Consider the following 26,323-nt stretch of genomic DNA (forward strand, 5'->3'; position numbering starts at 1 on the left):
GCGCCACAACCAAGCGCTCATCGCGCTCGCACGGCGACGCTGTGACGTCCTGTTCGCCATGCTGCGCGACGGCACCATTTACCAACCCAAGTCAGCCCCTACCGCTTGACGAAACACATAGGGGCACCCTTCTTTCTTGTTTGATGAAGGACGTCGTCGCGGTTGCCGGCAGGGCTACATGCCGTTAGCTCGTGGCAGCGCGAGTGTAGCACCGCACTCGTCCGAGAAATATTTCATCGAAGTATTGTCGGCTCGACTCGGCGGGAACCGAGACGTATCAAACGTGATGCCACAGAAACGACAATGCCCGCTTGTTGAGCGGGCACGTGAAGAGGTGGGGCGGGAACAAACCGCGGAACGACGTCCAGTCCGATAAGCCTCGCTCCCTGTTTTCTTTCGCCAAATCTGACCGGCTACAGCATAAGAGTAGCTGGCGTTTTACTGGCTCGCAATGCACGCTCTGCGGCCTTACCCGGCTGCCCCGGCCTCGAGCGATGTGACGTAGCGCAGCAGGTCTTCGATGCGTCCTTCGGATACGAGTAGTTCTGCCGTTTTGTAGTCGAAGACCGGCAAAGGCTCATTGCGATACCAGAAGAGCGCGCTCTGCAGGTCGCCGGAGATGTCGGTTGCGGCTCGAATAATCCTGAGTGCTTCCCGAAGGTACTTCTGCACGCTTTCGGAGCCCGCCAGCCGGCTTAGCGTATTGCGATGAACATGTGCCAGTCGTGCGAGTGTCTGCATATCGATATGCAACGCGGCCGCGAAGTGTCGCGCCGAGACGATTGGTGCAGCGCTTTCCGAGTCCTTCAAGGACGCCATGAATTGGTCGAAATCGAGGGGCGATGTCGAATTTAGGGCTAGATCACGACTGATGATTGCTTAGTGCACACTATTTGCACATTTATAGCACAAGTAGTGTCGGCCGCGCTGGTCGGTGATACACCCGTCTGTGGCGCTATTTGTGGCCAGATCTCGCCGAGGGACCTAGGCGGGGTCGTGACATTCTCAAAGACGACTTTTCTGAGAATTTTCGTGGCCAAGGACATCTTTTCTGAGACAAGAAGCATGCGGTGTTCTCAAAAAAGATGTCCAAGTCCTTGATTTATATAGGGAACCAAAGACATCTTTTCTGAGAGCCCACAATCGCCGCCGGATCGTATTCGGGGCGCGGGCGCGAATCGGCTCGCGTTGACGCCCGATGCCCGGGTCACCAGGCGGCAGGTCGATCATGGCTTTGCCGCGCGCCCTGTTTCCATCACACGCAGCACCGGCCGGCCGTCCACGTCCTTCAGCGGAAAGTACGAGCGATGCGTGGCCGGATCGACAGCGACGACGTGTGCGTTCGGTCCGAGCCGGCCTTCGCCGAGTTTGACGACGTCCGAGCCTCTGACGCCGAACATCGAAACGACGCCGGCTTCACCCGCGACATAGAGCACGTCCGACGCGGAATCGAACGCCAGCACGTCCGGCCCGCCACCGATATGGAACGCTCGAACCACACGCCGCGCGCGCATATCGAAGACGAGAAGCGTGTCATTGTCCTCGCACGCGATGAAGGCGAGGCGGCTGCGCGGCTCGATCAGCAAACCGTGATTGCCTTTCGCACCCGGCAAGTCGAGACGGTCGACAATACGGTCCGTCGCCGGATCGATTTCGACGAGCTGACGACGCGTCTGGACGTTCACGAAGATGTGTCGTGAGACCGGGTCGTACTGCGTGTTGCCGGCCTCGCCGTCGAGCGGAATCGTCGCGACGCGCCGGTTGCTCCGGACGTCGATGACCGTTTCCGTTTTTCCGTATTCATCGGATACGTACAGCTTATGCATGTTGGCCGCATAGGCCATCCCGTCGGGATAATGCCCGCCGGGCATGCGCGCGACGATTTTCAGCGTCGCGACGTCGATCGCGACGATTTCGTCCGACCCGGTCGCGGATGCGTAGATGCGCGACAGCTCCGGCACGGCAAGCACGCCATGTACCGACGATACCGCCGAGATCCGTGCGATCACGCGTGATGCACGCGTATCGAAAGCAATCACTTCGTCGTCGCCGAGGTGGGCGATCATGAGCCGGTTGCGGGGTGAGTCCAGACTTGCGTAGTCGAGCCGGGTCGGTCTGCCCGGCAACGGAATGTCCGCGACGTGCTTCAGCGGCAGGGCGCCGATCGACGTATCGTCGCCCGCGGCGAAAGCCTGGTGAATCGACGGGCCCGACGCGCCGAACCCGCCGCACAGCGCGACGAGCAGGGGCAGGCTGGAGCGCCAGTGTCCGGCGTGCTTCATGATTTCCTCCCGCGACGGCCGCCGCCGCATTTGCGATGCGGCGTCGTCGTCGCTTTGCATGGTTCCCCGCTCGTTTGTCGTTCCACCATGGTCGCCGCTTACCGCGGCCGCTCGTCGTTTGGTTCGATGTGCCGAAAAGCTGCGAGCAGCGTGAGGTCGTACGCGATCTTCAACACACCGCATGCGAGCAACGGCGCACCGAGCCAGCCGAGACCGAACAGGCCGCCGGCCAATGTCGGCGCGAGCGCGGCCGCGAGGCTGCGCGGGACGGATGTAAAGCTGGCCGCTGCCGGTCGCTCCGCCGGCGTGACGACCGCCATCACGTAGGCGGTTCGTGTCGGCACATCCATTTGCGAAAGCGCGCTGCGCATCAGCAGCAGCGTCAACGTCAGCGGCAACGTTGGCGCGAGAGCGGCGCCGATCAGGCAGACGCTCGACGGGATATGCGTGAACACCATCGTGTTCAGCAGGCCGATCCTGCGCGCCAGCGGCGCGGCCGCGAGTTGCGAGCCGGCCGAAAGCAGGCCCGCCCAGAAGAAGAACCGGCCGGCGGCGGCGATCGAGAGGCCGAAGCGCTGCATCAGCCACAGCGACAACAGCGAGTTGACGACGAGACCGCCCGCGAACGCGTCGACGCTGAACAGCATCGCCAGCCGGATGACGATCGGGCGCGACGGGCCGAGCGGCGGCGGCGCCTGCGTTGCGGCGTGCGTCTCCGGGCGCGGCAGTCGCCGATACAGCATGCAGACGACGATACCCGTCGCCGCATAGACCAGAAACATGCCGCGCATCGCGCTCAGCGTGGTGATTCCGGTATGTGATGCAACGAAGATCGGCAGGCCGGCCGCAAGGGATCCGACCGCCGCCGAAACGGCCCCGACGAGGCTGTATCGGGCAAACAACGCCGTGCGCGCGTCGCCGTCGGCTGCTTGCGCCAGACGCGACTGTTCGAGCGGCAGAAACAGGCTGACGTCGCCGGAGCTCGGATTGAGCGTGCCGGCGAAGGCGACGACGAACAGCGGCCACAATGCGGAGAAGCTCGCGAAGCCGATTCCCGTCGCTGCCATCAGCGCCGCCGCGAGCGTCAGCATGCGCCGCTGCGTGAAGCGGTTTGCGAGCATGCCGACCGCGATCGTCGCGATTGCGGAACCCGCCAACGTGGTGGTGCCGATCAGGCCGACATCCAGTTGCGAAAGCCCGAGCGACAGCAGATACGCGGGCAGCAGCACGGCAATGAATCCATCGCAGAAACCGCGCAAGCCGCGGCTCGCGAGGATGAGCCATGCGGCCTCGTCCACGCCCGCCGGCAGTATTCGGCTGGCGAGCGTCGAAGCGCGTCGGCTGTCAGGCAGGGGCATCACGCCGGCACCACGCGTAAAGCGCATCGTCGATGAATCGCGCAATCAGCCATGGCCACCTCCCCGCAGTGAGGCTCAATGATGGAGCAGCGGATAGGCCACCAGCCCGATGAGCGCGGCAGCCGTGACGATGACCGGCTCCTGCAACTTCTTGAAACGCCACAGCAGCAGCACGGTACCGACGGCGAGCAGTGCGGTCGGCAGGTCGACGATCGAGCGTTTCGCGATGACGAGGACGGAGCCCGTGATCGCCCCGACGGCCGCGGCGGTGATTCCGTCCACGAACGCCTTGACGTCCGGGCGGTGCCCGTACTTCTTCACGTACGGCGCGGGAATGACGGTGAACAGATAGCAGGGCAGGAACGTGCCGAGCGCCGCGACGCATGCGCCGGGCAAGCCCGCCACGAGATACCCGATGAAGCCGACGGTGATCACGACGGGACCGGGCGTGATCATCGCGACCGCGACCGCATCGACGAACTGCTTGTCGTTGAGCCAGTGATGTTCGGTGACGACGCCGCCGTAGAGGAACGGCACGATCGCAAGCCCGGAGCCGAACACGAACGCGCCTGCCTTCGTGAAGAACGCGCCGATCTGAACGAGCTGCGGCAGATCGATGCCGCTCAGTATTCCGCTGGCGGCCGGCAGGTTGGCCGCGGCAACCGCATTCAGTCCGCCCCGGTGCAGCCACTTGGGCGGGGCGCGCCACAGCCAGCCGACCAGGCCCGCGACGAGGAACAGCCACGCGATTTCCGATTCGGTGATGAAGGTCACGGCGGCGAGCGTCACGAAGATTGCCCAGAGCAGCTTGTCGTGGCCAACGGTTTTCGTCGTGAGCTTGTAGGCGCTCATCGCGATGATGCCGACCACCGCGGCGCCGACGCCGTAGAAGACGGCCTGCATCCAGGACAGCCCGCCGAAATGCGCGTACGCGAACCCGAGCGCGAGCACCATCAGAAACGACGGCAGCACGAACGCGAAGCCGACGAGTGTCGCACCGAGAATGCGGTAGTGAACGAAGCCGAGATAAATCGCGAGCTGGGCCGCCATCGGCCCCGGTGCGAGCTGGGCCAGCGTGAGCCCTTCCTTGTAGTCGGCCTCCGTGATCCAGCCGCGGCGCTCGACCAGGTCGCGACGCATGTAGCCCGCAAGCGCGACCGGCCCGCCGAAGCCGAACGTGCCGAGACGCAACATGTAGGCGACCAGCTCGCCGAGCGAGTAGGTCGGTTCGGTCGTGGCGATGGCAGTGGTCATGACCTGGCTCCGGTTTCGTTCTTTCCGCTCGACGAGAAATGCGCGTGCAAGGCGTCGAGCACGGCGCTCATCTGCTCGAGCAATTGATCATCGTTCTCCGTGCGCTGGCGCGTGCCGGCCATCACGGCCTCGAAGCCGATCGCCTCGGGCGCCGCGAGGCCACCCACGTCGAGTGCATGCACGATCTCGGCGAGCCGCGCGAGCGCAGGGTTTTTGTCGAGGCCGAAACTGGCCAGCAGCACCTCGAACGTCACGCGCTCGCCGACATGCGTGAACGTCGCACCGTCGAAATCGAAGCCCAGCGCGTCCGCCGGACAATCCGCCGGCGATGCGAGCCAGATGAAGCGGGCGCGTGCGTCGATGAAGCGGCGGATCAGCCACGCGCTGGCGACGCGATCGACCCACATCCGCTGCCGCGTCGCCCAGGTGCGGCCCTGATATTCGTCGATCGCCAGCGGGCGGATCGCGCGATCCGCGGCGTGCGGTTCACCCGGCGACAGCACGGTGTCGACCAGTGCGGCGAAATCCTGCAGCGCGACTTCGGCGCGGGTGGCCGAGTCGCCCGGGAAATAGTCGATCGCGCGGATGGCGTCGAAATCCTTGCGCATGCGCCGCAGCAAACGTGTCAATTCCGTGGCCGACTGGCCTGCGAGGGTCTTGCGGGCGTCCGCAAGGGCCTGGATAAAGGCGGCGTCATCCTCTCCGCGATCGAAGAGTGCGCGGAATTCCAGTTCCTGCTGCGCGTCCAGGCTCGGCGCGCGTAACAGGTGAGCCGTGCCGCCACTTTCGGCAATCGACCCCGCGAGGTCGCGCAGCGTGCCCTCATGTTCTTCGGTGTACGGCAGCAGGTAGATGCCGTCGCGCAATACCGCACAGCCCTTTGCCTTCAGCGCGCGCCAGAACCGCATGCGGGCCGTCGCGTTTTCAGTCGGAAGGGTCAGAACGAGGAGCGACCAGGTAGAGATTGTGTTCATGTAGATAAATCTACACGACAGTTGCGATTGCTACAAAAATACTTCGCGCGATGGTCATCTGATGTCGCCCCCGTCTTGCGTTAGCCGGATCTATACCCCTCCCCCCTATAGGGAAAGGCGATTTGAGATATAGTCCCCCCCGCTATATGAAGGGACTACCATGAGCCACACCATCAAGGACAAGCAGAAGCTGCTGAACCGGGTCCGCCGCATCAAGGGACAGGTCGAAGCGATCGAACGCGCGCTGGAGGACGAGCGCGGTTGCAACGAAATCCTCCGCCTCATCACGAGCGGCCGCGGCGCGATGAACGGCCTGCTCGCGGTCGTGCTCGAGGATCACATCCGCAGCCATCTGGTCGACGCTGAGGGGCACGACGAAGAAGGCAGCGCGACCGAGCAACTGATCGAAGTCGTACACAGCTACTTCAAGTAAACGGAGGCGCAATGAGCAATTTCAACGATGACGCCTTCGGCGCAGGGCAAGACCACATTTTTCTCGGCGCGGCCCACGAGCAGAACGAACGCAGGACCTGGACGGTCATCGCGCTGTGCGCGGCGATGATGGTGGCCGAGATCGTCGGCGGGTCGCTGTTCGGCTCGCTGGCGCTGATCGCGGACGGCCTGCACATGTCGACGCACGCGGGCGCGATGCTGATCGCCGCGTTCGCCTATACCTATGCGCGCAAGCACGCGAACGATCCGCGCTTCGTGTTCGGCACGGGCAAGCTCGGCGACCTCGCGGGTTTCACGAGCGCGATCGTGCTCGCGATGATCGCGCTGCTGATCGGGTACGAAGCGGTCGCGCGCCTGCTCGCCCCGGTCCCGATCCATTTCGGCGAGGCGATTCCGATCGCGGTAGCCGGCTTGCTCGTCAACATCGCGAGCGTCTGGCTGCTGAGCGGCGATCATCATGGCCATAGCCACGGTCATGGCCACGGTCATCACCACGGGCACGACCATGGCGATCACGACGACCACGAAGAGGAAGCGCACCGGATCTTCGACCAGCAGGGCGCATTCGTCGTGTCGGTGTTCGAGGCGGGCGTCCCGCCGGTTTTCCGCGTCGCGCCTGCGACGCACGAGACGACGCTCGTCGATGCGGGCGCCGTGTCGGTGACGACGATCCGCCCGGACGGCACGCGTCAGGTGTTCGCGATGCAAAGCCGCGATGGGTATCTGGAGTCGACCGAAGCCATTCCCGAACCGCATGAATTCAAGGCGATCGTGCGCTTGAACGGCCGCGAACACGAACTGGCGTTCGAGGAACACGATCATGGCGCGTCCGCGGCGGCGGCGCGCGATCACAACATCCGCTCCGCCTACATCCACGTGATCGCCGATGCCGCGGTTTCCGTGCTGACGATCGTCGGGCTGCTGCTCGCGCGTGCGTTCGGCTGGGTGTGGATGGATCCGCTGGCCGGCATCATCGGCGCGCTGGTGATCGCGAACTGGTCGTACGGCCTGATGCGCGACACGGGCGGCATCCTGCTCGACATGAGTTCGGATCGCCGTCTGGCGGACAAGGTGCGCGGCGCGATCGAAGGCGCCGGCGACCGCGTCGGCGACCTGCATGTGTGGCGGCTCGGGCCGGGGCACATGAGCGCGGTGGTGTCGGTGACGACGACCGATCCGGATCGGGATGCGCGCTTCTATCACGGCGTGCTGCAGCGATTCAAGGACCTGTCGCACATCACCGTCGAAGTCGTTCCGGCGACGCGAGGACGATAAGCATGGCGGTCAAGTCCCCTTGTGTGGACGTGTGTTCGTTCGACGGCCGCACCGGCTATTGCGTGGCATGCCTGCGAACGCGCGATGAAGCGCGCGGCTGGAAGAAGATGACGGATCACCGGCGTCATCAAATCGTGAACGACCGCGCGCGGCGGCATGCGAAACTGACGCGGGAAACGACCGACTGATCACGACACCATGAGCGCTCCGTCACCGACTGCCCGCAGACCTGCGATTCCACGGACCGTGTGGGCCCTGGGCCTCGTGAGCCTCTTCATGGACCTGTCGTCCGAGCTGATCCATGCGTTGTTGCCGATCTACCTGGTGTCGACGATGGGCATGAGCGTCGCCGCGCTCGGCGTCCTCGAAGGGGCGGCCGAAGCGACGGCGATGATCGTCAAGGTGTTCTCCGGTGCGATCAGCGACTGGCTCGGGCGCCGCAAGGGGCTGCTGCTGGTCGGTTACGGGCTCGCGGCGCTGACCAAGCCGTTGTTTCCGCTGGCGTCCACGCCGGCCGTCGTCGTGGCGGCCCGTCTGCTCGACCGCGTCGGCAAGGGGATTCGCGGCGCGGCGCGCGACGCGCTGGTGGCCGACATCGCGCCGCCCGAAATCCGCGGCGCGTGTTTTGGCTTGCGTCAGTCGATGGATACCGTGGGCGCGATTTTCGGGCCGATGCTCGCGATCGTGCTGATGCTGTGGTTCGGCGACCGCATCCGGACCGTGCTGTGGTTTGCCGTGGTGCCGGCCTTCGTCGCGATCGCATTGATCGTCTTCGGCGTGCGGGAGCCCGAGCAGTCGAAACCGGACCGGCGCTTTCGCTCGCCGCTGCGCTGGAACGCCCTGCGCGAGTTTCCACGCAGCTACTGGTTCGTCGTCGCGGCCGGCGCGACGTTTACGCTCGCGCGCTTCAGCGAGGCGTTCCTGGTGCTGCGTGCGCAGCAGACGGGGCTCGACGCGGCGTGGATTCCGGCCGTGATGGTGGCGATGAGCGTGACCTATTCGCTGTCGGCCTGGCCGGCCGGCATCGTGTCGGACCGGCTCGATCGCCGCGTGCTGCTTGCGGCCGGCATGGTGTTGCTGATCGTGGCCGACCTGCTGCTCGGCATCGGCACGTCGACGCTCTCGATGTTCGCCGGCGTGGCCGTGTGGGGGCTGCACATGGGCTTCACGCAGGGCATCCTCGCCGCGATGGTGTCGGAAACCTCGCCGGCCACGCTGCGCGGCACCGCGTTCGGCGTATTCAACCTGGTGAGCGGCATCTGCATGCTGCTCGCGAGCAGCATCGCCGGCGCGCTGTGGACGCATTTCGGCGCGTCGACCACGTTTCTCGCGGGCGCGGCGCTGGTCGTCGTGCCGCTGTGCCTGTGCCGGTTCATGCCGCGACCCGGCGCCTCGCACGCGTGACGCGGCGCCGGCCGGGTCTGCCGACGTTCGGCGCAAGGCCGAGCTGACGGCCGGGCACGACGATGCCCGAAGAACGCACCCGCCTTGGCGGTCCGCCCGTCTCCGGCGCCGGCCGACGAAGGCCCACCTCGCCTCCTTTCCCGCGCCGCGCATCGCCTGCTGCTTTCAGATTTGAAAGATTGTCCGGCGTTTGCGATAGAATGCCCCCCCTGTTCGCCGTGGCCATGCCCACGGACGGGCACCGGCACTCGAAGCGGCGCGCCGCGCGCGCGGACCACCGCTCTCATTTCGATGCCGGCGATCTCCCTGCCGTTGGAAACACAAGTTCTGTAATTTGGATTGCTAATGAAGAAGCACAACATCACCAAGTACATCGTCATCGCGATGGTGCTTGGCATTGCCGTGGGCTACGCCTGTCATAGCGCGTTTCCCGACCCGAAAATGGCCAAGGAAGTCGCCGGCTACGTGTCGCTGCTGTCCGACGTGTTCCTGCGGCTGATCAAGATGATCATCGCGCCGCTGGTGTTCGCGACGCTGACGGTCGGCATCGCGCAGATGGGCGACAGCGGCTCGGTCGGCCGCGTGGGCGTGAAGGCGTTCGGCTGGTTCATCATCGCGTCGTTCACGTCGCTGCTGCTCGGCCTCGTGACCGCGACGATCCTGAAGCCGGGCAGCCACTTGAGCCTGCCGTTGCCCGCCGCCGACGCGGCGCTGAACCTGAAGACGGGCGCATTCACGCTGAAGGACTTCATCGTCCATCTGGTGCCGAAATCGATCGCCGAGGCGATGGCGAACAACGAGATCCTGCAGATTGTCGTCTTCTCGATCTTCTTCGGCACCGCGCTGTCCGCGCTCGGCGACGCCGGCAAGCGCCTGACCGGCGTGATCGACGATCTCGCGCAGGTCATGCTGAAGGTGACGGGCGCGGTGATGTGGTTCGCGCCGGTCGCCGTGTTTGCCGCGCTGGCGTCGACGATCACGACGGAAGGGCTCGGCATCCTGCTCACGTTCGCGAAGTTCATGGCGAGCTTCTACCTGGCGCTCGCGCTGCTGTGGGGCGTGCTGACGCTCGCCGGCGTGGCGTTCCTCGGCAAGCGCGCGTTCACGCTGATCCGCCTGATTCGCGAGCCGTTCCTGCTGTCGTTCGCGACGGCGAGTTCCGAAGCCGCGTATCCGAAGCTGCTCGACGCGCTCGACCGGTTCGGCGTGAATCGCAAGATTTCGAGCTTCGTGCTGCCGATCGGATACTCGTTCAACCTCGACGGCTCGATGATGTACTGCACGTTCGCGGTGCTGTTCATCTCGCAGGTGTACGGGATCGACCTGCCGCTCGCCACGCAGATCACGATGCTGCTGATGTTGATGGTGACGTCGAAGGGGATGGCGGGCGTGCCGCGCGCGTCGCTCGTCGTGATCGCGGCGACGCTCAACCAGTTCCATCTGCCGGAAGCCGGGCTGCTGCTGATCATGGGCGTCGACATGTTCCTCGACATGGGTCGCTCGGCCACCAACGCCGTCGGCAATTCGATCGCGGCCGCGGTGGTCGCGAAGTGGGAAGGCCAGCTCGGCGAATCGCGCGACGACGCGGATTCGGACGGCGGCGGCGAGATCAAGCAGGTGAAGGTTCGGGAGACGGCGTAGTCCGCGTGATTTCCCTGCTGTAAATGAAATGCGCCGGCCCGGATTCCACATGGATTCGGGCCGGCGCGATAACCGCCAGCGGTCATTCCTTTACCCGTCTTTACCCGCATCCGGCGATTTTCCCGATTCGCCGAAAAACCTTCCGCCATTTCCGATTCGCCGCATTCAACACCGCGGCGATATTCCCGCCATCGAAAGATGCACAGCCCCGATAGCACGCGCGAACGCGCAAGTGATCGTTCACTCTCACGCAGTCGCGCGCCCCGCCTGCGCGAGCAGCCCGCAATTTTTTTCGATTTATATAACGCTATTCTCGGCGTTGCCGATTATCGAATGCACGCGCGATGTAATACCGACTGCACCGGGTGATTTAGCGGAAGTATTTACGCATTGCCGATTTTAAAACCATCCGGCTGCCCCTCATGTGAATGACTCCACCATTCAGGAGAGCATCAGCCATGGTTGCCAGAAAACCGATTCAGGCCGTGCTGCTCGCGGCCGCGATCGCCGCGATCGCGCCGGCCGGAAACGCGGCGAATACCACCGACTGGATCGCGAATACCTATGGCACGCTCGCCGCGCACGTCGGCAACGTCGCACGCGCGATGTGGGTCGCGCCCGAAGGCGTGATCTACACGGCGTCGATGTGGGACGAGGACGAGGGCGGCGTCGCGATCTACCAGAACGGCAAGAGCGCCGGCTCGATCGGCTCGCACTCGGAATTCCAGGGCAGTGCGATCACGGGCAATGCGACGTCGCTGTTCGTCGCGCTGCAGCCCGGCAACGGATACGGCAGCGGCGCGGTCGGGCGCTACAACCGCGCCACACGGTTCCGCGACAAGCTGATTCAGGTCACCGCGGCGACCAACCAGCCGCGTATCGACGTCGTCACCGGGCTCGCCACGGCCGGCTCGCTGCTCTATGCGAGCGATTTCTACGGCAATCGCGTGCGCGTATTCACGACCGACGGCGTGTGGCAGCGCGACATCGGCGTGTCGGCACCCGGCGCGCTCGCGGTCGACGGTGCGGGGAATATCTGGGTCGCGCAGAAGAACGCGGGTTCGATCGTCGAATTCAGTCCGGCCGGCGCGCCGCTGAACACGATCCGGCTGGCCGCCGGGTCGCAGCCGTCGGCGCTCTATTTCGATGCGGCGGCGGGGCAACTGATGGTCGGCGACGAAGGCCCCAACATGAACATCAAGCGCTATGCCGTCTCGGGCCGGCCCGCGCTGGCCGGCACTTTCGGCGTGCCCGGCGGCTATCTCGACACGACGACGGGCATCAAGGGCCAGGTCGGCGCGAAGCGCTTCACCCGCATCGCCGGCATCGGCAAGGACACGGCCGGCAACCTCTACGTGCTCAACAACCCGTGGGGCGGCAGCTGGGACCTCGGACGCAACGGCGCGACCGACATTCACGCGTACAGCAGCGCCGGCAGCCTGCGGTGGACGCTGCAGTCGCTCAACTTCGAAGGCATCGCCGCACCGGATCCGGTCACCGACGGCGCGCTGTTCTACAGCGGCACCCACGTCTACGGCGGCACCGCGGGCGGCACCTTCGTCGCGAACACCGTCGATCCGTTCGCGTATCCGTCGGACCCGCGCATCAACATGAGCGACACGCAGCGCGACGAGCACTTCGGGCTGCTGACGTCGGTCGGCGCGAACCGGATACTCGTCGCGGCGGGGCAGAATCCGCCGGTTTACTACTTCTTCCACTTCAACGCGGCCAATGGCTACGTCGCGATTCCCGACGGGGCGATCCCCGGGCCCGCGTTCAACACGACCCGGCGCGTGTCGGCCGGTTTCAGCCTCGACAGCAAGGGCGGCGTCTGGGCCGGCCTCGACAAGACCGGCGCCATTTATCACTATCCGCTTACCGGTTTCGATGCGAGCGGTAAGCCTTCGTGGGGGCCGGGCGTGCCGACGCCGGTGCCGGCCAGCATCCAGCCGCTGACGCGCATCCTCTATCTCGCCGACAGCGACACGATGGTGCTCGCGCAGGGTGTGGTCGGCAGTACCGACTGGACGTCGATCGGCACGCGCATCGAGGTGTATCACGGCTGGAGCGCGGGCAACACGACGAAGCCGAATCCGGTGATCACGCTGCCGCACAGCGGCGCGAAGTCGATCGACGCGGCCGGCAACCACCTGTTCGTCGGCTACTGGTTCAGCAGCAGCGGGCCGCTGTGGCCGAACATCGACGCGTTCAACCTCGACACCGGCAAGCTCGACACGACGCTCGTCAACGCGAGCCCCGCGACCGTGGATACCAGCAGCGCGATCGATGCCATGTACAGCGTGCGCGCGTATCGCCGCTCGAACGGCGAATACGTGGTGACGAAGAACAACGTGAAGGGAAACAGCATCACCGTCTATCGGTGGACGCCGTGACGGCAACGCATCGAATGTGACGATGACACCGCGATGGCTGTCATCGAAACGCCTTCGCTGTAACCATGTGTAATAAGCCGGCCCGCAACGGAGCCGGTCATGCGCTTGACATTGGGCGGCGATGTAATGCCGGCACGTCGGCGATCGCCGACGCAACGCACTCGATCGATTGGCACAGGCCCTCGCCACCGCGCGGCACGGGCAGACGAGGCCAGGATCATGCCGGACACGTCAGACGGTAATCGCCCCCACAGGTATAGAGGATTCCTATGAGAAATAGCCAGGTCAAGCGCGCGCTCCGACTCGGAGCCGTCATGTCGGCCGTGCTGCTTGCGTCGCACGCGCACTCGGAAGGTTTCAACGCCGCCGACGCCACCCGCGTGCCGAGCGGTCAGTTCGTCACGCCGCTCGCCGTGCGCGGCGCGATCCAGCAATTCCTGAATCCGGGGTTGCCGGCCTATCCGCATTTCGTCGCGGGGGAAGCCGTGCGCTCGCAATTGAGCCCGGACGGCAAGACGCTGGCGATCATCACCGCCGGCCAGAACTCGCTGTACAAACCGGACGGTTCGGTCGACACCGCGGCCTCGACGCAATTCATCTTCCTGTACGACGTCGCCGGCGCGAACAAGACGCGCCCGGTGCTCAGGCAGGTGCTTCAGCAGACCAATGCGTTCGTCGGCCTGGCGTTTTCGCATGACGGCAGCAAGCTCTATGCGACCGGCGGCAGCGACGATGCGGTCTACGTCTATGCGCAGCAGGGCGGCGCGTGGGCGCTGTCGACGACGATCGCGCTCGGCCACGCGGGCAAGGGCGTCGGCATCCGCGTGCAGCCGAACGCGGCCGGGCTCGCGTTGTCGGCCGACAGCAAGACGCTCGTCGTCGCGAACAACTACAACGATTCGATCAGCGTGATCGATACCGCGACCAACAACGTGCGTTACGAGCACGACCTGCGTCCGTTCTTCTCCGGCAACGAAGGTCGCAGCGGCGACGCCGGCGGCACGTTCCCGTTCGCGGTCGTGATGAAGGGCAACGGCATCGCGTACGTATCGTCGGATCGCGATCGCGAGATCGTCGCGATCGACGTGTCGTCGCCGTCTCGCGGCCGGCTGGTCAAGCGCATCAAGCTGGACGGCAACGCGCTCGGCATGACGCTCGACGCGTCGCAATCGCGGCTGTTCGTCGCGCAGGACAATGCCGACCAGGTCGCGGTGATTGACACGAACGCCAACGCGATCGTGACCCGGATCGACGCGCGCGCGCCGGCGGGCGTGCTCGCGCATGGCCAGGCGCATACGGGCGCGGCGACGTATGCGGTCACGCTGTCGCGCGATGGCCGCACGCTTTATGCGACCAACGCCGGCGCGAACGAAATCGCCGTCATCCCGCTCGTCGGCGAGCGCGCGTATCGTGTCACCGGCCTGATTCCGACCGCGTTCGAGCCGCACGACGTGACGTTCAGCGCCGACGGCACGTGGATGTACGTGGTGAACGGCAAGAGCACGACCGGCCCGAACCCCGGCCACCTGTTCGGCGCGACCCCCGCGGAGACCGCCGCGTCGCGCGCATCGAACGAATACCAGTTCCAGCTCGAGCGCGCGTCGCTCGTGAGCGCGCCGGTGCCGGCCGCCAACGAGCTGCCGACGCTGACGCAGCAGGCCGCGCGCAACAACTTCTATCGCCCGGAAGACAACGACAGGGATAACGAAGTGATGGGCTTCCTGCGCCGTCACATCAAGCACGTGATCTACGTCGTCAAGGAAAACCGCACGTTCGACCAGGTGCTCGGCGACATCGGCAACGGCGCCAACGGCGATCCGAAGCTGGCTCAGTTCGGCCGCAACATCACGCCGAACTTCCATCGTCTGGCGAGCCAGTTCGTGACGCTCGACAACTTCATGAACCCGGGCGACGGCAGCATGGACGGCTGGTCGTGGGCGCTGCAGGGGCGCGTCACCAACACGGAGACGATCACCCAGCAGATCAACTACGCGGCGGTCAATCGCGGCCTGTCGTACGAGAGCGAGGGCACGAACCGCAACGTGCCGGTCAATTGGGAGTCGGTGCAGCAACGCGACGCGGCGGCCGGGCCGGCCGGCACCACGAACTACAGCAACGCGGCCGCCAGCCTGCCGGGCGGCGCGGCGAACCTGCTGCCCGGGACCGGCAACCATGCGTCGTCCGATGCGCCGTTCGGCCGCCAGCGCGGCTACATCTTCGACGCGGTGCTCGCCGGCGGCGGCACCGTCCGCAACTACGGCTTCCTCGTGAACAACATCGGCAGCATCGGCACGGCGGCGAATCCGATCGTCGATCCGCGCGCGGCCGGCGTCGTTCAGGTCGCCGCGCTCGACCCGCGGCTGGCGTCGATGACCGACGTGTACTTCCGCGGTTTCGACCAGACGTATCCGGACCAATGGCGCCTCAACGAGTGGAAGCGCGAGTTCGACCAGTACGTCGCGAGCGGCAACCTGCCGACGCTGTCGCTGGTGCGCCTGTCGCACGATCACATGGGGGCGTTCGGCACGGCGTTCGCCGGCGTGAATACGCCGGAGACGCAGCAGGCGGACAACGATCTGGCGGTTGGCCGGCTGGTCGAGGCCGTCGCGAAGAGTCCGTATGCGAACGACACGCTGATCGTCGTGACCGAGGACGACGTGCAGGACGGCCCCGACCACGTGGATTCGCATCGCGGGCCCGCGTACATCGTCGGGCCGTACGTGAAGCAGGGTGCGGTGATCCGGACGCGCTACAGCCAGGTCAATGCGCTGCGCACCATCGAGGACGTGCTCGGCACGCAGCACATGAACCTGAACACCGCCTACCAGCGGCCGATGACCGACGTGTTCGACGTGCACGGCCCCGCGTCGTGGACTTACACGGCCGTCGCGTCGACGGCGCTGAAGGGCACCGGGTTGCGGCTGGCCGAAGGAGCGGGCGAGAACTTGCTGCAATACGCGGCGGGGCCGGACGTCACGCCGAAGCATGACGCGGCGTACTGGGCGAAGGTCACGGCGAAGTTCGACTTCGACGATGCCGACGAGGTGCCGGCGGATCAGTTCAACCGCGTGCTGTGGAAAGGGATGATGGGCGCGCAGCCGTATCCGAAGCTCAGGGGCGTGACGCAGAAGGTGGCGAGCCGCGACGACGACTGATCGTTCTGCTGCCCGGTGTGGAAGCGGGCTCTCCCGTCAGGAGGGCCCGTTTTTTTACCACATCAAAAGAAAAGCCGGATCGATACTTTTTGCTCAGGATCCGTCGTGCGATGCACAAAATGTGTCGGTCGATGGCGGTGCGGGCCGCAGGTGCGCGGCGCGAGGCGGCCGCATGCACAATGCGCAGGCACGCTGCGTGCGCAACATGCGGTGAAGGATTTCGCCGTCGACTGTCGGCCGGTTGCGTAGCCGCCGATGCCCGGTTGGCATTCATCGCCGGCGTTTGTAAAGAAGCCACGGCAGCGCGATCGAACGACGTGTGCCCGTTCAGCCGGCACGCGCCATCACACTCAAATGTGGCCCAGCAGCACCAGTATCACGACGATGACGACGATCAGCCCGAGGGAGCTCGATGGCCAGTAACCCCAGCTTCGACTGTGCGGCCATGCAGGAAATGCTCCGATCAACAGCAGAATCAGAACGATGATAAGGATTGTACCGAGCATCGCACCCCTCCTGAACTTGTTCGACATAACGGTGCCTGCGAGCGCAATTCCCGTGCCGCCAGGCACGGCCGTCGGCGCGAGCCGGTGACAGCGCGCTGTTTGAATACCGTGAATTCATGCAATGAATACCGTCCGATTCAGAAAATAAATTTCAAAAATGCAAACCCGGTCGCTATGCTGATCCATCGGTTTCCCCCTCAGGCGGGCATGCAATGGCTGAACTTTTTCTGGTGCGGCACGGGCAGGCGTCGTTCGGCACGGACGATTACGACCGACTGTCCGCGGCCGGCGACCGGCAGGGCGTCTGGCTTGGCGAGTATTTCGCGCGGCAGGGCCTGACGTTCGACCGCGTGATCTGCGGCACGATGAACCGGCATGCGCAGACGGTCGATGCGATCCTGCGCGGGATGGGCCGCGAAGGCGCGCAGGTCGACCGCCATCCGGGCCTGAACGAATACGATTTCCACGGGCTGTTCGCGGCGGCGGCGAGCGACTATCCGGAGATCGCGCGGCTCGCGGCCGGCTCGATGAAGGAATACTTTCGCGCGCTGCGGCAGGTGTTGCACCTGTGGGCCGACGACAAGCTCGGCGACACCGCGCCCGAAACCTGGGCGCATTTCCAGCAACGCGTCGCCGACGCCCGCGCCGCGATCCGCCAGGGCGGCAGCCAGCGCGTGCTCGCGGTGAGTTCCGGCGGCCCGATCGCGGTGACCGTGCAGCAGGTGCTCGCCGCACCGCCGTCGAGCGCGATCGCGCTGAACCTGCAGATCCGCAACAGCAGCCTTTCGCAGTTTTTCTTCAACACCGAGGCGTTCCACCTGGCGTCGTTCAACGGCATTCCGCATCTAGAGGATCCCGAACGACATGCGTGGCGCACCTACGGCTGACCCCACGAACGATCGCGACGATGACGAACCCTTCCCAGCCCCTTGACGTAGCTCGCCTCACGCGCTATCTGGAAGCGCACGTGCCGGGTTTCGAAGGCCCGCTCGACATGGAGAAGTTTGCCGGCGGCCAGTCGAACCCGACCTTCCTGCTGCACGCGAAGAGCGGCCGCTACGTGCTGCGCCGTCAGCCGCCCGGCGAGCTGCTGAAATCCGCGCATGCGGTCGATCGCGAATTCCGTGTGTTGAGCGCGCTGTCGGGCACCGCGGTGCCGGTCGCACACCCGTATCACCTCTGCGAAGACCGCGACGTGATCGGCAGCCTCTTCTACGTAATGAGCTTCGAGGACGGCCGGATCTTCTGGGATCCGGCGCTGCCGGAGTTGCCGAAGGCCGATCGCGCGATCTGCTACGACGCGCTGCTGCGCACGATGGCCGCGCTGCACGACGTGGACGTCGACGCGGTGGGTCTCGCCGACTACGGCCGCCCCGGCAACTACTTCGAGCGGCAGATCGGCGTGTGGACGAAGCAGTATCGCGCGGCGGAAACGGAGCGCCTCGACGCGATGGAGACGCTGATCGACTGGCTGCCGAAAGCCTGCCCCGAGGACACCGGCCGGCCCGCGCTGGTGCACGGCGATTTCCGCATCGACAACCTGATGTTCGCGCGCGACGACTATCGCGTGCAGGCCGTGCTCGACTGGGAACTGTCGACGCTCGGCAACCCGCTCGCCGATCTCGCGTATTTCTGCATGTGCCTGCGGCTGCCGTCGGGCGGCCAGGTGCGCGGGCTCGCGGGCCAGGATCGTGCCGAACTCGGCATTCCCGACGAAGCGGCGATCGTCGCGCGCTACTGCGAACTGCGCGGGATCGCGCCGATCCGCGACTGGCATTTCTATCTCGCGTTCAGTTTCTTCCGGCTCGCGGCGATCGCGCAGGGCGTGAAGGCGCGCGCGTTGCAGGGCAACGCGTCGAGCGAGCAGGCGCTGCGCGTGGGTGCAATGGCCGGCCGGCTGGCCGAAATGGCGGTCGACGTGATCGGCGCGCATCGCTGACATCGCGGACATCGCCGGCGTCGCCACGCGGCGGCACGAAAAACATCAATGGAGGAGCACAGCAACATGGCAACGAATCTGTTCGACCTGACGGGCAAGATCGCGCTGGTGACGGGCGCGAGCCGCGGCATCGGCGAGGAAATCGCGAAGCTGCTCGCGGCGCAGGGCGCGCACGTGATCGTGTCGAGCCGCAAGCTCGACGACTGCCAGGCGGTCGCGGACGCGATCGTCGCGGCGGGCGGTCGCGCGGAAGCGCTGGCGTGCCACGTCGGGCGGCTGGAGGACATCGCCGCAACCTTCGAGACGATCCGCGGCAAGCACGGCCGGCTCGACATCCTCGTGAACAACGCGGCCGCGAATCCGTATTTCGGGCACATCCTCGATACCGATCTCGCCGCATATGAAAAGACCGTCGACGTGAACATCCGCGGCTACTTCTTCATGTCGGTCGAGGCCGGCAAGATGATGAAGGCGCAAGGCGGCGGCGCGATCGTCAACACCGCGTCGGTGAACGCGCTGCAGCCGGGCGACCGTCAGGGCATCTACTCGATCACGAAGGCCGCGGTCGTCAACATGACGAAGGCGTTCGCGAAGGAATGCGGGCCGTTCGGCATCCGCGTGAACGCGCTGCTGCCGGGCCTCACGAAGACGAAGTTCGCGGGCGCGCTGTTCGCCGACAAGGACATCTACGAAGCCTGGATGGCGAAGATTCCGCTGCGCCGTCACGCGGAGCCGCGCGAGATGGCTGGCACGGTGCTGTATCTCGTGTCGGACGCCGCGAGCTACACGAACGGCGAATGCATCGTCGTCGACGGCGGCCTGACGATCTGAGCGCGCGATGAAACTCGACAGCTACGCCGGGCAGGCCGTGATGATCACCGGCGCCGCGAGCGGCTTCGGCGCGCTGCTCGCGAGCGAGCTGGCCGCGATGGGCGCGCGGCTCGCGCTCGGCGATCTGAACGAGGCCGCGCTCGAACGCGTGGCCGCGCCGCTGCGCGCGGCCGGCGCCGACGTGATCGCGCAGCGCTGCGACGTGCGCATCGAAGCGGAGGTCGCGGCGTTGGTGCAGGCGGCGGTCGCGCGCTTCGGGCGGCTCGACGTCGGCATCAACAACGCGGGCATCGCCCCGCCGCTGAAGGCGCTGATCGAGACCGAGGAAGCCGATCTCGACCTGAGCTTCGCGGTGAACGCGAAGGGCGTGTTCTTCGGAATGAAGCACCAGATTCGCCAGATGCTCGCGCAGCGCGAAGGCGTGATCCTGAACGTCGCGTCGATGGCCGGGCTCGGCGGCGCGCCGAAACTGGCCGCGTACGCGGCGTCGAAGCACGCCGTGGTCGGGCTCACGAAGACGGCCGCGCTCGAATACGCGCGGCACGGCATTCGCGTGAACGCGGTGTGCCCGTTCTACAGCACGACGCCGATGGTCACCGACAGCGACATCGGCGATCGCCAGGATTTTCTCGCGCAGGGCTCGCCGATGAAACGGCTCGGCCGCCCCGAGGAAATCGTCGCGACGATGCTCACGCTGTGCGCGAAGGAAAACACCTATCTGACCGGGCAGGCCGTCGCCGTCGACGGCGGTGTGTCGGCCTTCTGAACCGAACGAACGGAACACGAAAATCTCGAGGAGTCGATCATGGACTTTGGCTACACCCCGAAAGTGGAAGAATTGCGCGAGCGCGTGCGTGCGTTCATGGACGCGCACATTGTGCCGCGCATCCGCCAGTGGAACGAGGAGGTGCATGCGGGGCAGTATCCCGTGTCGTTCATGGAGGAGTTGAAGGAGCGCGCGAAGGCCGAAGGGCTGTGGAATCTGTTCCTGCCGCACCTGAAGGACGACGAGCCGGGCACCGGGCTGACGAATCTCGAATACGCGCCGCTCGCCGAGATCATGGGGCGCGTGGGCTGGGCGTCGGAGGTGTTCAACTGCAACGCGCCGGACACCGGCAACATGGAACTGCTGCACATGTTCGCGACGCCCGAGCAGCGCGAACAGTGGCTGCTGCCGCTCTTGCGCGGCGAGATCCGTTCGGCGTTCGCGATGACGGAGCCCGACGTTGCGTCGTCGGATGCGACCAACATCACGACGCGCATCGAGCGCGTCGGCGACGAATACGTGATCAACGGCCGCAAGTGGTTCATCACGAACGCCGCGCATCCGAATTGCAGGATCTTCATCGTGATGGGCAAGACCGATCCCGACGCGGAATCGCACCGGCAACAGAGCATGATCCTCGTGCCGCGCGACACGCCGGGCGTGACGGTCGTGCGCAACATCACGGTGGTCAATCATTACGCACCGGAAGGGCACTGCGAGATCACGTTCGACAACGTGTGCGTGCCGGCGCGCAACCTGCTCGGCGAGGAAGGCAACGGCTTCGCGCTCGCACAGGCGCGCCTCGGGCCGGGCCGGATTCACCACTGCATGCGTTCGATCGGCGCGGCCGAACTCGCGCTGGAACTGATGATCGACCGCGCGCAGTCGCGCGAGGCGTTCGGCAAGCCGCTGAACCGGCACGGCACGATCGGCGAATGGATCGCGCGCTCGCGCATCGAGATCGACCAGGCGCGCCTGCTGGTGCTGAAAGCCGCATGGATGATCGACAAGGTCGGCGCGAAGGCGGCGCGCAAGGAAATCTCGATGATCAAGGCGCTCGTGCCGACCGTGTACACGGACGTGTGCGACCGCGCGATGCAGGTGTTCGGCGCGATGGGCCTGAGCCCCGACACGCCGCTGGCCGACCTGTGGACCTGGGGCCGCGCGCTGCGCTTCGCGGACGGCCCGGACGAGGTGCATCTGCAGGCGATCGCGCGCATGGAGATCAAGGACGCCGTGCGCGGTTCGACCGAGCCGTACCTGACGCGGCCGCCGCGCGGTTGAGCCGCGCGCCGCGTGGGGAGGCGACGCGGCGGAGCGGGAGACGCACGCCGTATTAAGATGCCGGCAAGGAGATCCGGCGATGCGCCTTTCGAAGATTGATCTGAACCTGTTCGTCGTATTCGAGGCGATTTACAACAAGCGCAACCTGACGCGCGCGGCCGAGGTGCTGAACCTCACGCAGCCGGCCGTCAGCAACGCGCTGGCGCGGCTGCGCAAGACGCTGAACGACCCGCTGTTCGTCAGCACGCCGGCCGGGATGATGCCGACGCCGATGGCCGAGAACATCGTCGGCCGCGTGCGCGAGGCGCTGCAACTGCTCGATTCGAGCGCGCACGAAGGCGACGTGTTCGATCCCGCTTCGTCGGAGCGCGTGTTCCGGCTCAGCATGAGCGACCTGACCGAGGCGCTGCTGCTGCCCGCGCTCGGTGAACTGCTGCAGACACATGCGCCCGGCATGCACGTGCGCAGCTACACGATGGACCGCCGCGAAGTGGCGACCGCGCTCGCGAACGGCTCCGTCGACATCGCGATCGACGCGCCGCTGATCGGCGATCCGCACCTGCACCAGGCGCTGCTCGTGCGCGACCGCTACGCGTGCATGATCCGCGACGATCACCCGTTCAAGGGCGACACGCTGACCATGGACGACTACCTGTCGATGGGGCACATCCACGTGTCGAGCCGCCGCAAGGGCAGCGGGCACGTCGATGCGGAGCTGACGCGCCTCGGGCTGCGCCGCAACATCCAGATGCGCGTGCAGCACTACATGGTCGCGCCGCTGATCGCGATGCGCGGCGATCTCGCGCTGACGGCGCCGCTCAGGCTGCTTCAGCGTTACCCGGCGCGGATTCTCGAACTGCCGTTCGAGATGCCGGGGCTCGAATACTTCTGCTACTGGCATCGCAGCGCCGATCAGGATCAGGGCAGCCAGTGGCTGCGTGAGCAGTTGATGATGCTGATGGGCGGGATGGGCGAGCCGCAGTGAAGGGCGCGGCGTTCGCCCGCGCGTGCCGGCTCAATACGAATCGTCGTCGAAGCGCGACGATGCGGGCCGGCGCTTCATGTCCTTCACCCAGGCCCTGACCTGATCGGGATCCTCGAATTCGCGCAGCGCGACGGTCAGGTCCTGATTGCTGCGCTGCATGCCGGCGATGTCGCGCGCGAGCATGCGCAGGACCGTATCGGGCGCGACCTTGGTGGACGACGCGATGCCGTAGCTCCGCCGAAAATCATTCTCGACGTGCTGGATCTCCTGATCGAGTTCGCGCAGTTGTTCCTCGAGGATGCCGTTGTAGCGCGTGAGCCGCGCTTCGCTGAGGCCGTCGATCGCGCGCCGATCGATCTGTTCGATTTCCAGCTGCAGTTCCAGCAGTTGCAGCAGGTTGCCCTTCTCGTAAGCGCGGTTGACTCGCTGCATCAGCGCGGTCTTGCGTTGCTGTTCTTGCGGATCGGTTTCGCGATCGGGGTGCAGCGCGCTCGCGAGCTTGCGATAGATCTCGCGGATCGATTTTCTCGATTCGGCCTGCTCGGCCTCGATCCTGGCCTGCGCGGCCGACTGCTTCGGCGATTTCTTGCGTTTTGCGCGCTGGGCCTCGCGGGCCGCGTGAGCGGCCATGTCGCGCTCGAACTGTGCGTCGAGTTCGGCCTGCATCCGTTCGGCGAGTTCGTCGGGCGACAGTGAGTCGAGATCCTCGGCCGGTTGCGACTGAGATTGCGGGTGGGGCTCCCGTTCCGTTTCCGTCGGTTCGGGCTCGGCCGCCGCGTTGCCGACGCGCGCCGATTCGGCGTGCCGGTTGAAAATGACCTTCAACGCAGCGTCGTCGCTGACGTTCAGCAGGTCGCGCGCCATGTCGGCGATCAGGTCGGACAGCATGCGCTGCTCGGCCTTGCTCAAGCCTTTTCGCAGGAACGTGTCGTCGAGCAGATGAATCAGCCGGATCCGCAGCGCCGTCGCTTCCTGTTCGAGCGGCAACAGGCCGTCGACGAACTTCTTCTGGAACGCCGGCATCACGGCTTCCCACGCGCAGAGCCGCTCGCGCCGCTTTTCGATGTGCTTGACGAGCGTATTGAAGGTTTGCTGGGCTTTCGACAGGCTGGCGGTCTCGTGACCGGGCGCGATGGCGACCGCGGCACCGCGACGTGCGGTCATGATGAATCTCCTCCGGCCGCGGCAAAAGGGGGCGCGGCAGGCCGGTATTTTAGCCGGCATCTCCGTGGCCGGCGGCGAGACGGACGGCTCGGGAAACCGTGCACGCCGCGCGGCAAGCTCAGAACAACTGCCCCTGCCCCGAGATCACGCGTTCGAAATCGTCGCGCAGGAACGGCAGGATCGCATCGGCGACCGGCTGCAACTGACGGCTCACGTAGAACGCGTAGTCGATCGGCGAGCGCATCGTTTCGAGCGGCTCCGGGCCGGCCGTCGTCATCACGTAGCTGATCCAGCCGCCGCGCTGGTATTGCAGCGGCCGGCCGCGCGCCTGGTTGAATTCGTCGGCGATCCGCGCGGCGCGCACGTGCGGCGGCACGTTGCGCTGATATTCGCTCAACGGCCGGCGTACGCGCTTGCGGTAGATGAGTTGCGCGTCGTATTCGCCGGCCAGCGTGCGGCGCACGTAGTCGCGAATGAAATCCTGGTACGGCTCGCGCTTGAATACGCGCCGGTAGAGTTCGCGCTGGAATGCCTGCGCGAGCGGCGTCCAGTCGGTGCGCACCGTTTCGAGCCCCTTGAACACGAGGTCCTCGCCGCCATTCGCCGCGAGCGCGAGGCCCGCGTAGCGCTTCTTGCTGCCTTCCTCCGCGCCGCGCACGGTCGGCATCAGGAAGCGCCGGTAATGCCGTTCGTACTGCAATTCGAGTGCGCTTTCCAGCCCGAAGCGATCGCGCAGGTGCGCCTGCCACCAGCGGTTCACGTGGTCGACGAGCGCGCGGCCCTTGGCGGCGGCCGCGTCGTCGTCGTGCTCGCGCCCGAGCCAGACGAAGGTCGAATCGGTATCGCCGTAGATGACTTCGTAGCCCTGCGCCTCGATCAGCTCGCGCGTGCGATGCATGATCTCGTGGCCGCGCATCGTGATCGACGACGCGAGGCGCGGATCGAAGAACCGGCAGCCGGTCGAACCGAGCACGCCGTAGAACGAATTCATGATGATCTTCAGCGCCTGCGACAGCGGTGCGTTGCGCTGGCGTTTCGCTTCGTCGCGGCCTTCCGACACGCGCCGCACGATGTCGGGCAGGCAATGCGCGGTGCGCGAGAAGCGCGCGCCGAGAAAGCCCGGCACCGACGTGTCGTCGCCCGGATGCGCGAGCCCCTCGATCAACCCGACCGGGTCGATCAGGAACGTGCGGATGATCGACGGATAAAGGCTCTTGTAATCGAATACGAGCACCGAGTCGTACAGCCCGGGCCGAGAATCCATCACGAAGCCGCCGGGGCTGTTCTGGCCCGTCACGTCGCCGAGGTTCGGCGCGACGTAGCCGAGCCGATGCATGCGCGGCAGGTACAGGTGCGTGAACGCGGCGACCGAGCCGCCGGTGCGATCGGCCGCGAGGCCCGTGACGGTCGCACGTTCGAGTGCGAAGGACAGCAGGTCGGCCTTGTCGAAGATGCGCGTCACGAGTTCGCAGTCCTTCAGGTTGTAGCGCGCGAGCGCGGGCTTGTCGTGATCGAAGCGGCGCTGGATCTCGTCCATCCGCTGATACGGATTGTCGATCGACTTGCCTTCGCCGAGCAGCGACTGCGACACGTATTCGAGGCTGAACGACGGGAACGTCCACGTCGCCGATTTCAGCATGTCGATGCCGTCGAGGATCAGGCGGCCGGCCGCGCCCGCGAAGAAATGGTCGGGCTGCTGGCCGTGCGCGCGCCACTCGAGCACGCTGCCGCCGCGGCCGAGCTTCAGCGGCACGCCGTATTGCTCCGAGTGCGCGTGCAGGATGCGCAGGTCGAACTGCACGAGGTTCCAGCCGATCACCGCATCGGGATCGTGTTCATCGAACCAGTCGTTGAGGCGTGTGAGGATCTCGGCCCGGCTGTCGCAGTAGTCGAGGCGGAAGTCGATGGCCGGCGCGTCGCCGTTCGGCGGGCCGAGCATGTAGACCTGTCGCTGTCCGCAGCCTTCGAGCGCGATCGAATACAACTCGCCGTGGATGCTCGTCTCGATGTCGAGCGACACGCAGCGCAGTGCCGGCCGATAGTCGGTCGCGGGTTTCAGTTCGGCGTCGGTCAGCGTGCCGTCGCGGCCGGCCGTGCCGCGAAACAGCACGGGCGCCGTGATGAAGCGCTCCATCGCGTAGCGGTCGGGCGGCTGCACGTCGGCTTCGTAGACGTCGACGCCGGCCGCGGCGAGGCGTTTCTGGAGTCCGGACAGGTGACGGTAGCGGCGGCAGTAGAGGCCGGCCACCGCGCGCTGGCGGAAGTCGCGCAGCGCGAGCGGGCGCAGTTCGGCATCGCGTTCGACGGCGAGCGTGCGTTCGGCGAGCGCCTGCTGCTCGGCCGGCACGAACGCGACGGCTTCCTGCGGGCGCAGCCGCACGCGGCGCGGACCGTGTTCGGTTGCCAGCCAGAACTCGATCTCGATGCCGGATGCGGTGTCCCGCCAGTGGCGGGTGAGGATGAAACCCTGCTCGAACGCCGTCAAAACGCTTGCTCGTCGTGGATGCCCAGGCGGCGGATTTTAGCGCCTCTCGCGCGGTTCCCGCCGAAGGGCGCGTCGATGGCATCAGGTGGCAGGAAGCCGCCGCGCGATCCGCCACGCAGCGCATCGACCGCGTGCAGGCACCGGCGTCGCGTGCAGACCGGACGACGCGAGTGC

At 65.9% G+C, this 26,323-nt stretch carries 21 protein-coding genes; 13 read left to right on the plus strand and 8 right to left on the minus strand.

Translation table 11 applies throughout. The features are described 5' to 3' along the window. Positions 1–468: 468 nt before the first annotated feature. From HWX22_RS22785 to HWX22_RS22805, 5 genes are all read right to left on the minus strand, one after another. Entirely contained in the window at positions 469–819 is a 351-nt protein-coding gene (locus HWX22_RS22785; RefSeq protein WP_244114829.1) for an MbcA/ParS/Xre antitoxin family protein, read from the minus strand. Between the two features lie 407 nt (positions 820–1,226). Then, positions 1,227–2,282: a YncE family protein gene (locus HWX22_RS22790; protein ID WP_175916443.1), complete on the minus strand. Its 1,056-nt coding sequence runs from the start codon at positions 2,280–2,282 to the stop codon at positions 1,227–1,229. Positions 2,283–2,380: 98 nt separating this feature from the next. Then, positions 2,381–3,541, minus strand: a complete 1,161-nt coding sequence (locus HWX22_RS22795; protein ID WP_244135272.1) for an MFS transporter — start codon at positions 3,539–3,541, stop codon at positions 2,381–2,383. A 174-nt stretch (positions 3,542–3,715) separates the two neighbouring features. Then, positions 3,716–4,894, minus strand: coding sequence for a chromate transporter (locus HWX22_RS22800; protein WP_059533591.1), 1,179 nt, complete (start codon positions 4,892–4,894; stop codon positions 3,716–3,718). After that, positions 4,891–5,868 carry a chromate resistance protein ChrB domain-containing protein gene (locus HWX22_RS22805; protein WP_175916445.1) on the minus strand — a complete coding sequence of 326 codons (978 nt, stop codon included), beginning with the start codon at positions 5,866–5,868 and terminating at the stop codon, positions 4,891–4,893. Before HWX22_RS22805 ends, HWX22_RS22800 begins: the two co-directional genes overlap by 4 nt. Positions 5,869–6,028: 160 nt before the next feature. Here HWX22_RS22805 and HWX22_RS22810 point away from each other — a divergent pair, with 160 nt between their 5' ends. The 7 genes from HWX22_RS22810 to HWX22_RS22840 all read left to right on the plus strand — a co-directional run bounded on the left by HWX22_RS22810 (position 6,029) and on the right by HWX22_RS22840 (position 16,189). Next, positions 6,029–6,301 carry a metal/formaldehyde-sensitive transcriptional repressor gene (locus HWX22_RS22810; RefSeq protein WP_059692646.1) on the plus strand — a complete coding sequence of 91 codons (273 nt, stop codon included), beginning with the start codon at positions 6,029–6,031 and terminating at the stop codon, positions 6,299–6,301. Between the two features lie 11 nt (positions 6,302–6,312). Next, the gene (dmeF, locus tag HWX22_RS22815; protein WP_175916446.1) at positions 6,313–7,596 is read left to right on the plus strand and encodes a CDF family Co(II)/Ni(II) efflux transporter DmeF; all 1,284 of its coding nucleotides are present in this window, start codon (positions 6,313–6,315) and stop codon (positions 7,594–7,596) included. Positions 7,597–7,598: 2 nt separating this feature from the next. Continuing rightward, entirely contained in the window at positions 7,599–7,784 is a 186-nt protein-coding gene (locus HWX22_RS22820) for a DUF1289 domain-containing protein (protein ID WP_059508013.1), read from the plus strand. Between the two features lie 10 nt (positions 7,785–7,794). After that, a complete protein-coding gene (locus HWX22_RS22825) occupies positions 7,795–9,000 on the plus strand; it encodes an MFS transporter (protein WP_175909722.1) in 1,206 nt (401 codons plus the stop codon). A gap of 345 nt (positions 9,001–9,345) precedes the next feature. Beyond that, positions 9,346–10,641, plus strand: coding sequence for a dicarboxylate/amino acid:cation symporter (locus HWX22_RS22830; protein ID WP_175916447.1), 1,296 nt, complete (start codon positions 9,346–9,348; stop codon positions 10,639–10,641). 458 nt (positions 10,642–11,099) lie between these two features. Next, on the plus strand, positions 11,100–13,034 hold the full coding sequence (locus HWX22_RS22835) for an SMP-30/gluconolaconase/LRE-like region family protein (protein WP_175909724.1): 1,935 nt from the start codon (positions 11,100–11,102) through the stop codon (positions 13,032–13,034). Between the two features lie 314 nt (positions 13,035–13,348). Beyond that, on the plus strand, positions 13,349–16,189 hold the full coding sequence (locus HWX22_RS22840) for a beta-propeller fold lactonase family protein (RefSeq protein ID WP_244135266.1): 2,841 nt from the start codon (positions 13,349–13,351) through the stop codon (positions 16,187–16,189). A 350-nt stretch (positions 16,190–16,539) separates the two neighbouring features. Here the strand turns inward: HWX22_RS22840 and HWX22_RS22845 are convergent, their stop codons facing one another. Beyond that, positions 16,540–16,695 (minus strand): DUF3309 family protein, encoded by a 156-nt coding sequence (locus tag HWX22_RS22845; RefSeq protein ID WP_082721856.1) that lies wholly within the window; start codon positions 16,693–16,695, stop codon positions 16,540–16,542. Between the two features lie 212 nt (positions 16,696–16,907). Between HWX22_RS22845 and HWX22_RS22850 the strand changes: the two genes are divergently transcribed. From HWX22_RS22850 to HWX22_RS22875, 6 genes are all read left to right on the plus strand, one after another. After that, positions 16,908–17,582: a histidine phosphatase family protein gene (locus tag HWX22_RS22850; protein ID WP_175916448.1), complete on the plus strand. Its 675-nt coding sequence runs from the start codon at positions 16,908–16,910 to the stop codon at positions 17,580–17,582. Between the two features lie 20 nt (positions 17,583–17,602). Further along, positions 17,603–18,634: a phosphotransferase gene (locus HWX22_RS22855; protein ID WP_175916449.1), complete on the plus strand. Its 1,032-nt coding sequence runs from the start codon at positions 17,603–17,605 to the stop codon at positions 18,632–18,634. A gap of 66 nt (positions 18,635–18,700) precedes the next feature. Continuing rightward, positions 18,701–19,465 carry an SDR family oxidoreductase gene (locus HWX22_RS22860; protein ID WP_175916450.1) on the plus strand — a complete coding sequence of 255 codons (765 nt, stop codon included), beginning with the start codon at positions 18,701–18,703 and terminating at the stop codon, positions 19,463–19,465. A gap of 7 nt (positions 19,466–19,472) precedes the next feature. Continuing rightward, positions 19,473–20,231, plus strand: a complete 759-nt coding sequence (locus tag HWX22_RS22865; RefSeq protein ID WP_059692622.1) for a glucose 1-dehydrogenase — start codon at positions 19,473–19,475, stop codon at positions 20,229–20,231. Positions 20,232–20,270: 39 nt separating this feature from the next. Next, positions 20,271–21,515, plus strand: coding sequence for an acyl-CoA dehydrogenase family protein (locus tag HWX22_RS22870; RefSeq protein ID WP_175909736.1), 1,245 nt, complete (start codon positions 20,271–20,273; stop codon positions 21,513–21,515). 79 nt (positions 21,516–21,594) lie between these two features. Then, positions 21,595–22,500: a LysR family transcriptional regulator gene (locus HWX22_RS22875; RefSeq protein ID WP_059818341.1), complete on the plus strand. Its 906-nt coding sequence runs from the start codon at positions 21,595–21,597 to the stop codon at positions 22,498–22,500. Positions 22,501–22,530: 30 nt separating this feature from the next. On the opposite strand, the gene HWX22_RS22880 is transcribed toward HWX22_RS22875, so the two are convergent. Beyond that, complete coding sequence (locus HWX22_RS22880) at positions 22,531–23,664, minus strand: J domain-containing protein (RefSeq protein WP_175909737.1); 1,134 nt, start codon at positions 23,662–23,664, stop codon at positions 22,531–22,533. Between the two features lie 118 nt (positions 23,665–23,782). Continuing rightward, positions 23,783–26,149, minus strand: a complete 2,367-nt coding sequence (locus tag HWX22_RS22885; RefSeq protein WP_175916451.1) for a DNA polymerase II — start codon at positions 26,147–26,149, stop codon at positions 23,783–23,785. Between the last annotated feature and the right edge of the window lie 174 nt (positions 26,150–26,323).

This window comes from Burkholderia sp. BCC1638, assembly GCF_902833195.1.
In the GTDB taxonomy this organism is placed as follows: Bacteria; Pseudomonadota; Gammaproteobacteria; order Burkholderiales; family Burkholderiaceae; genus Burkholderia; species Burkholderia diffusa.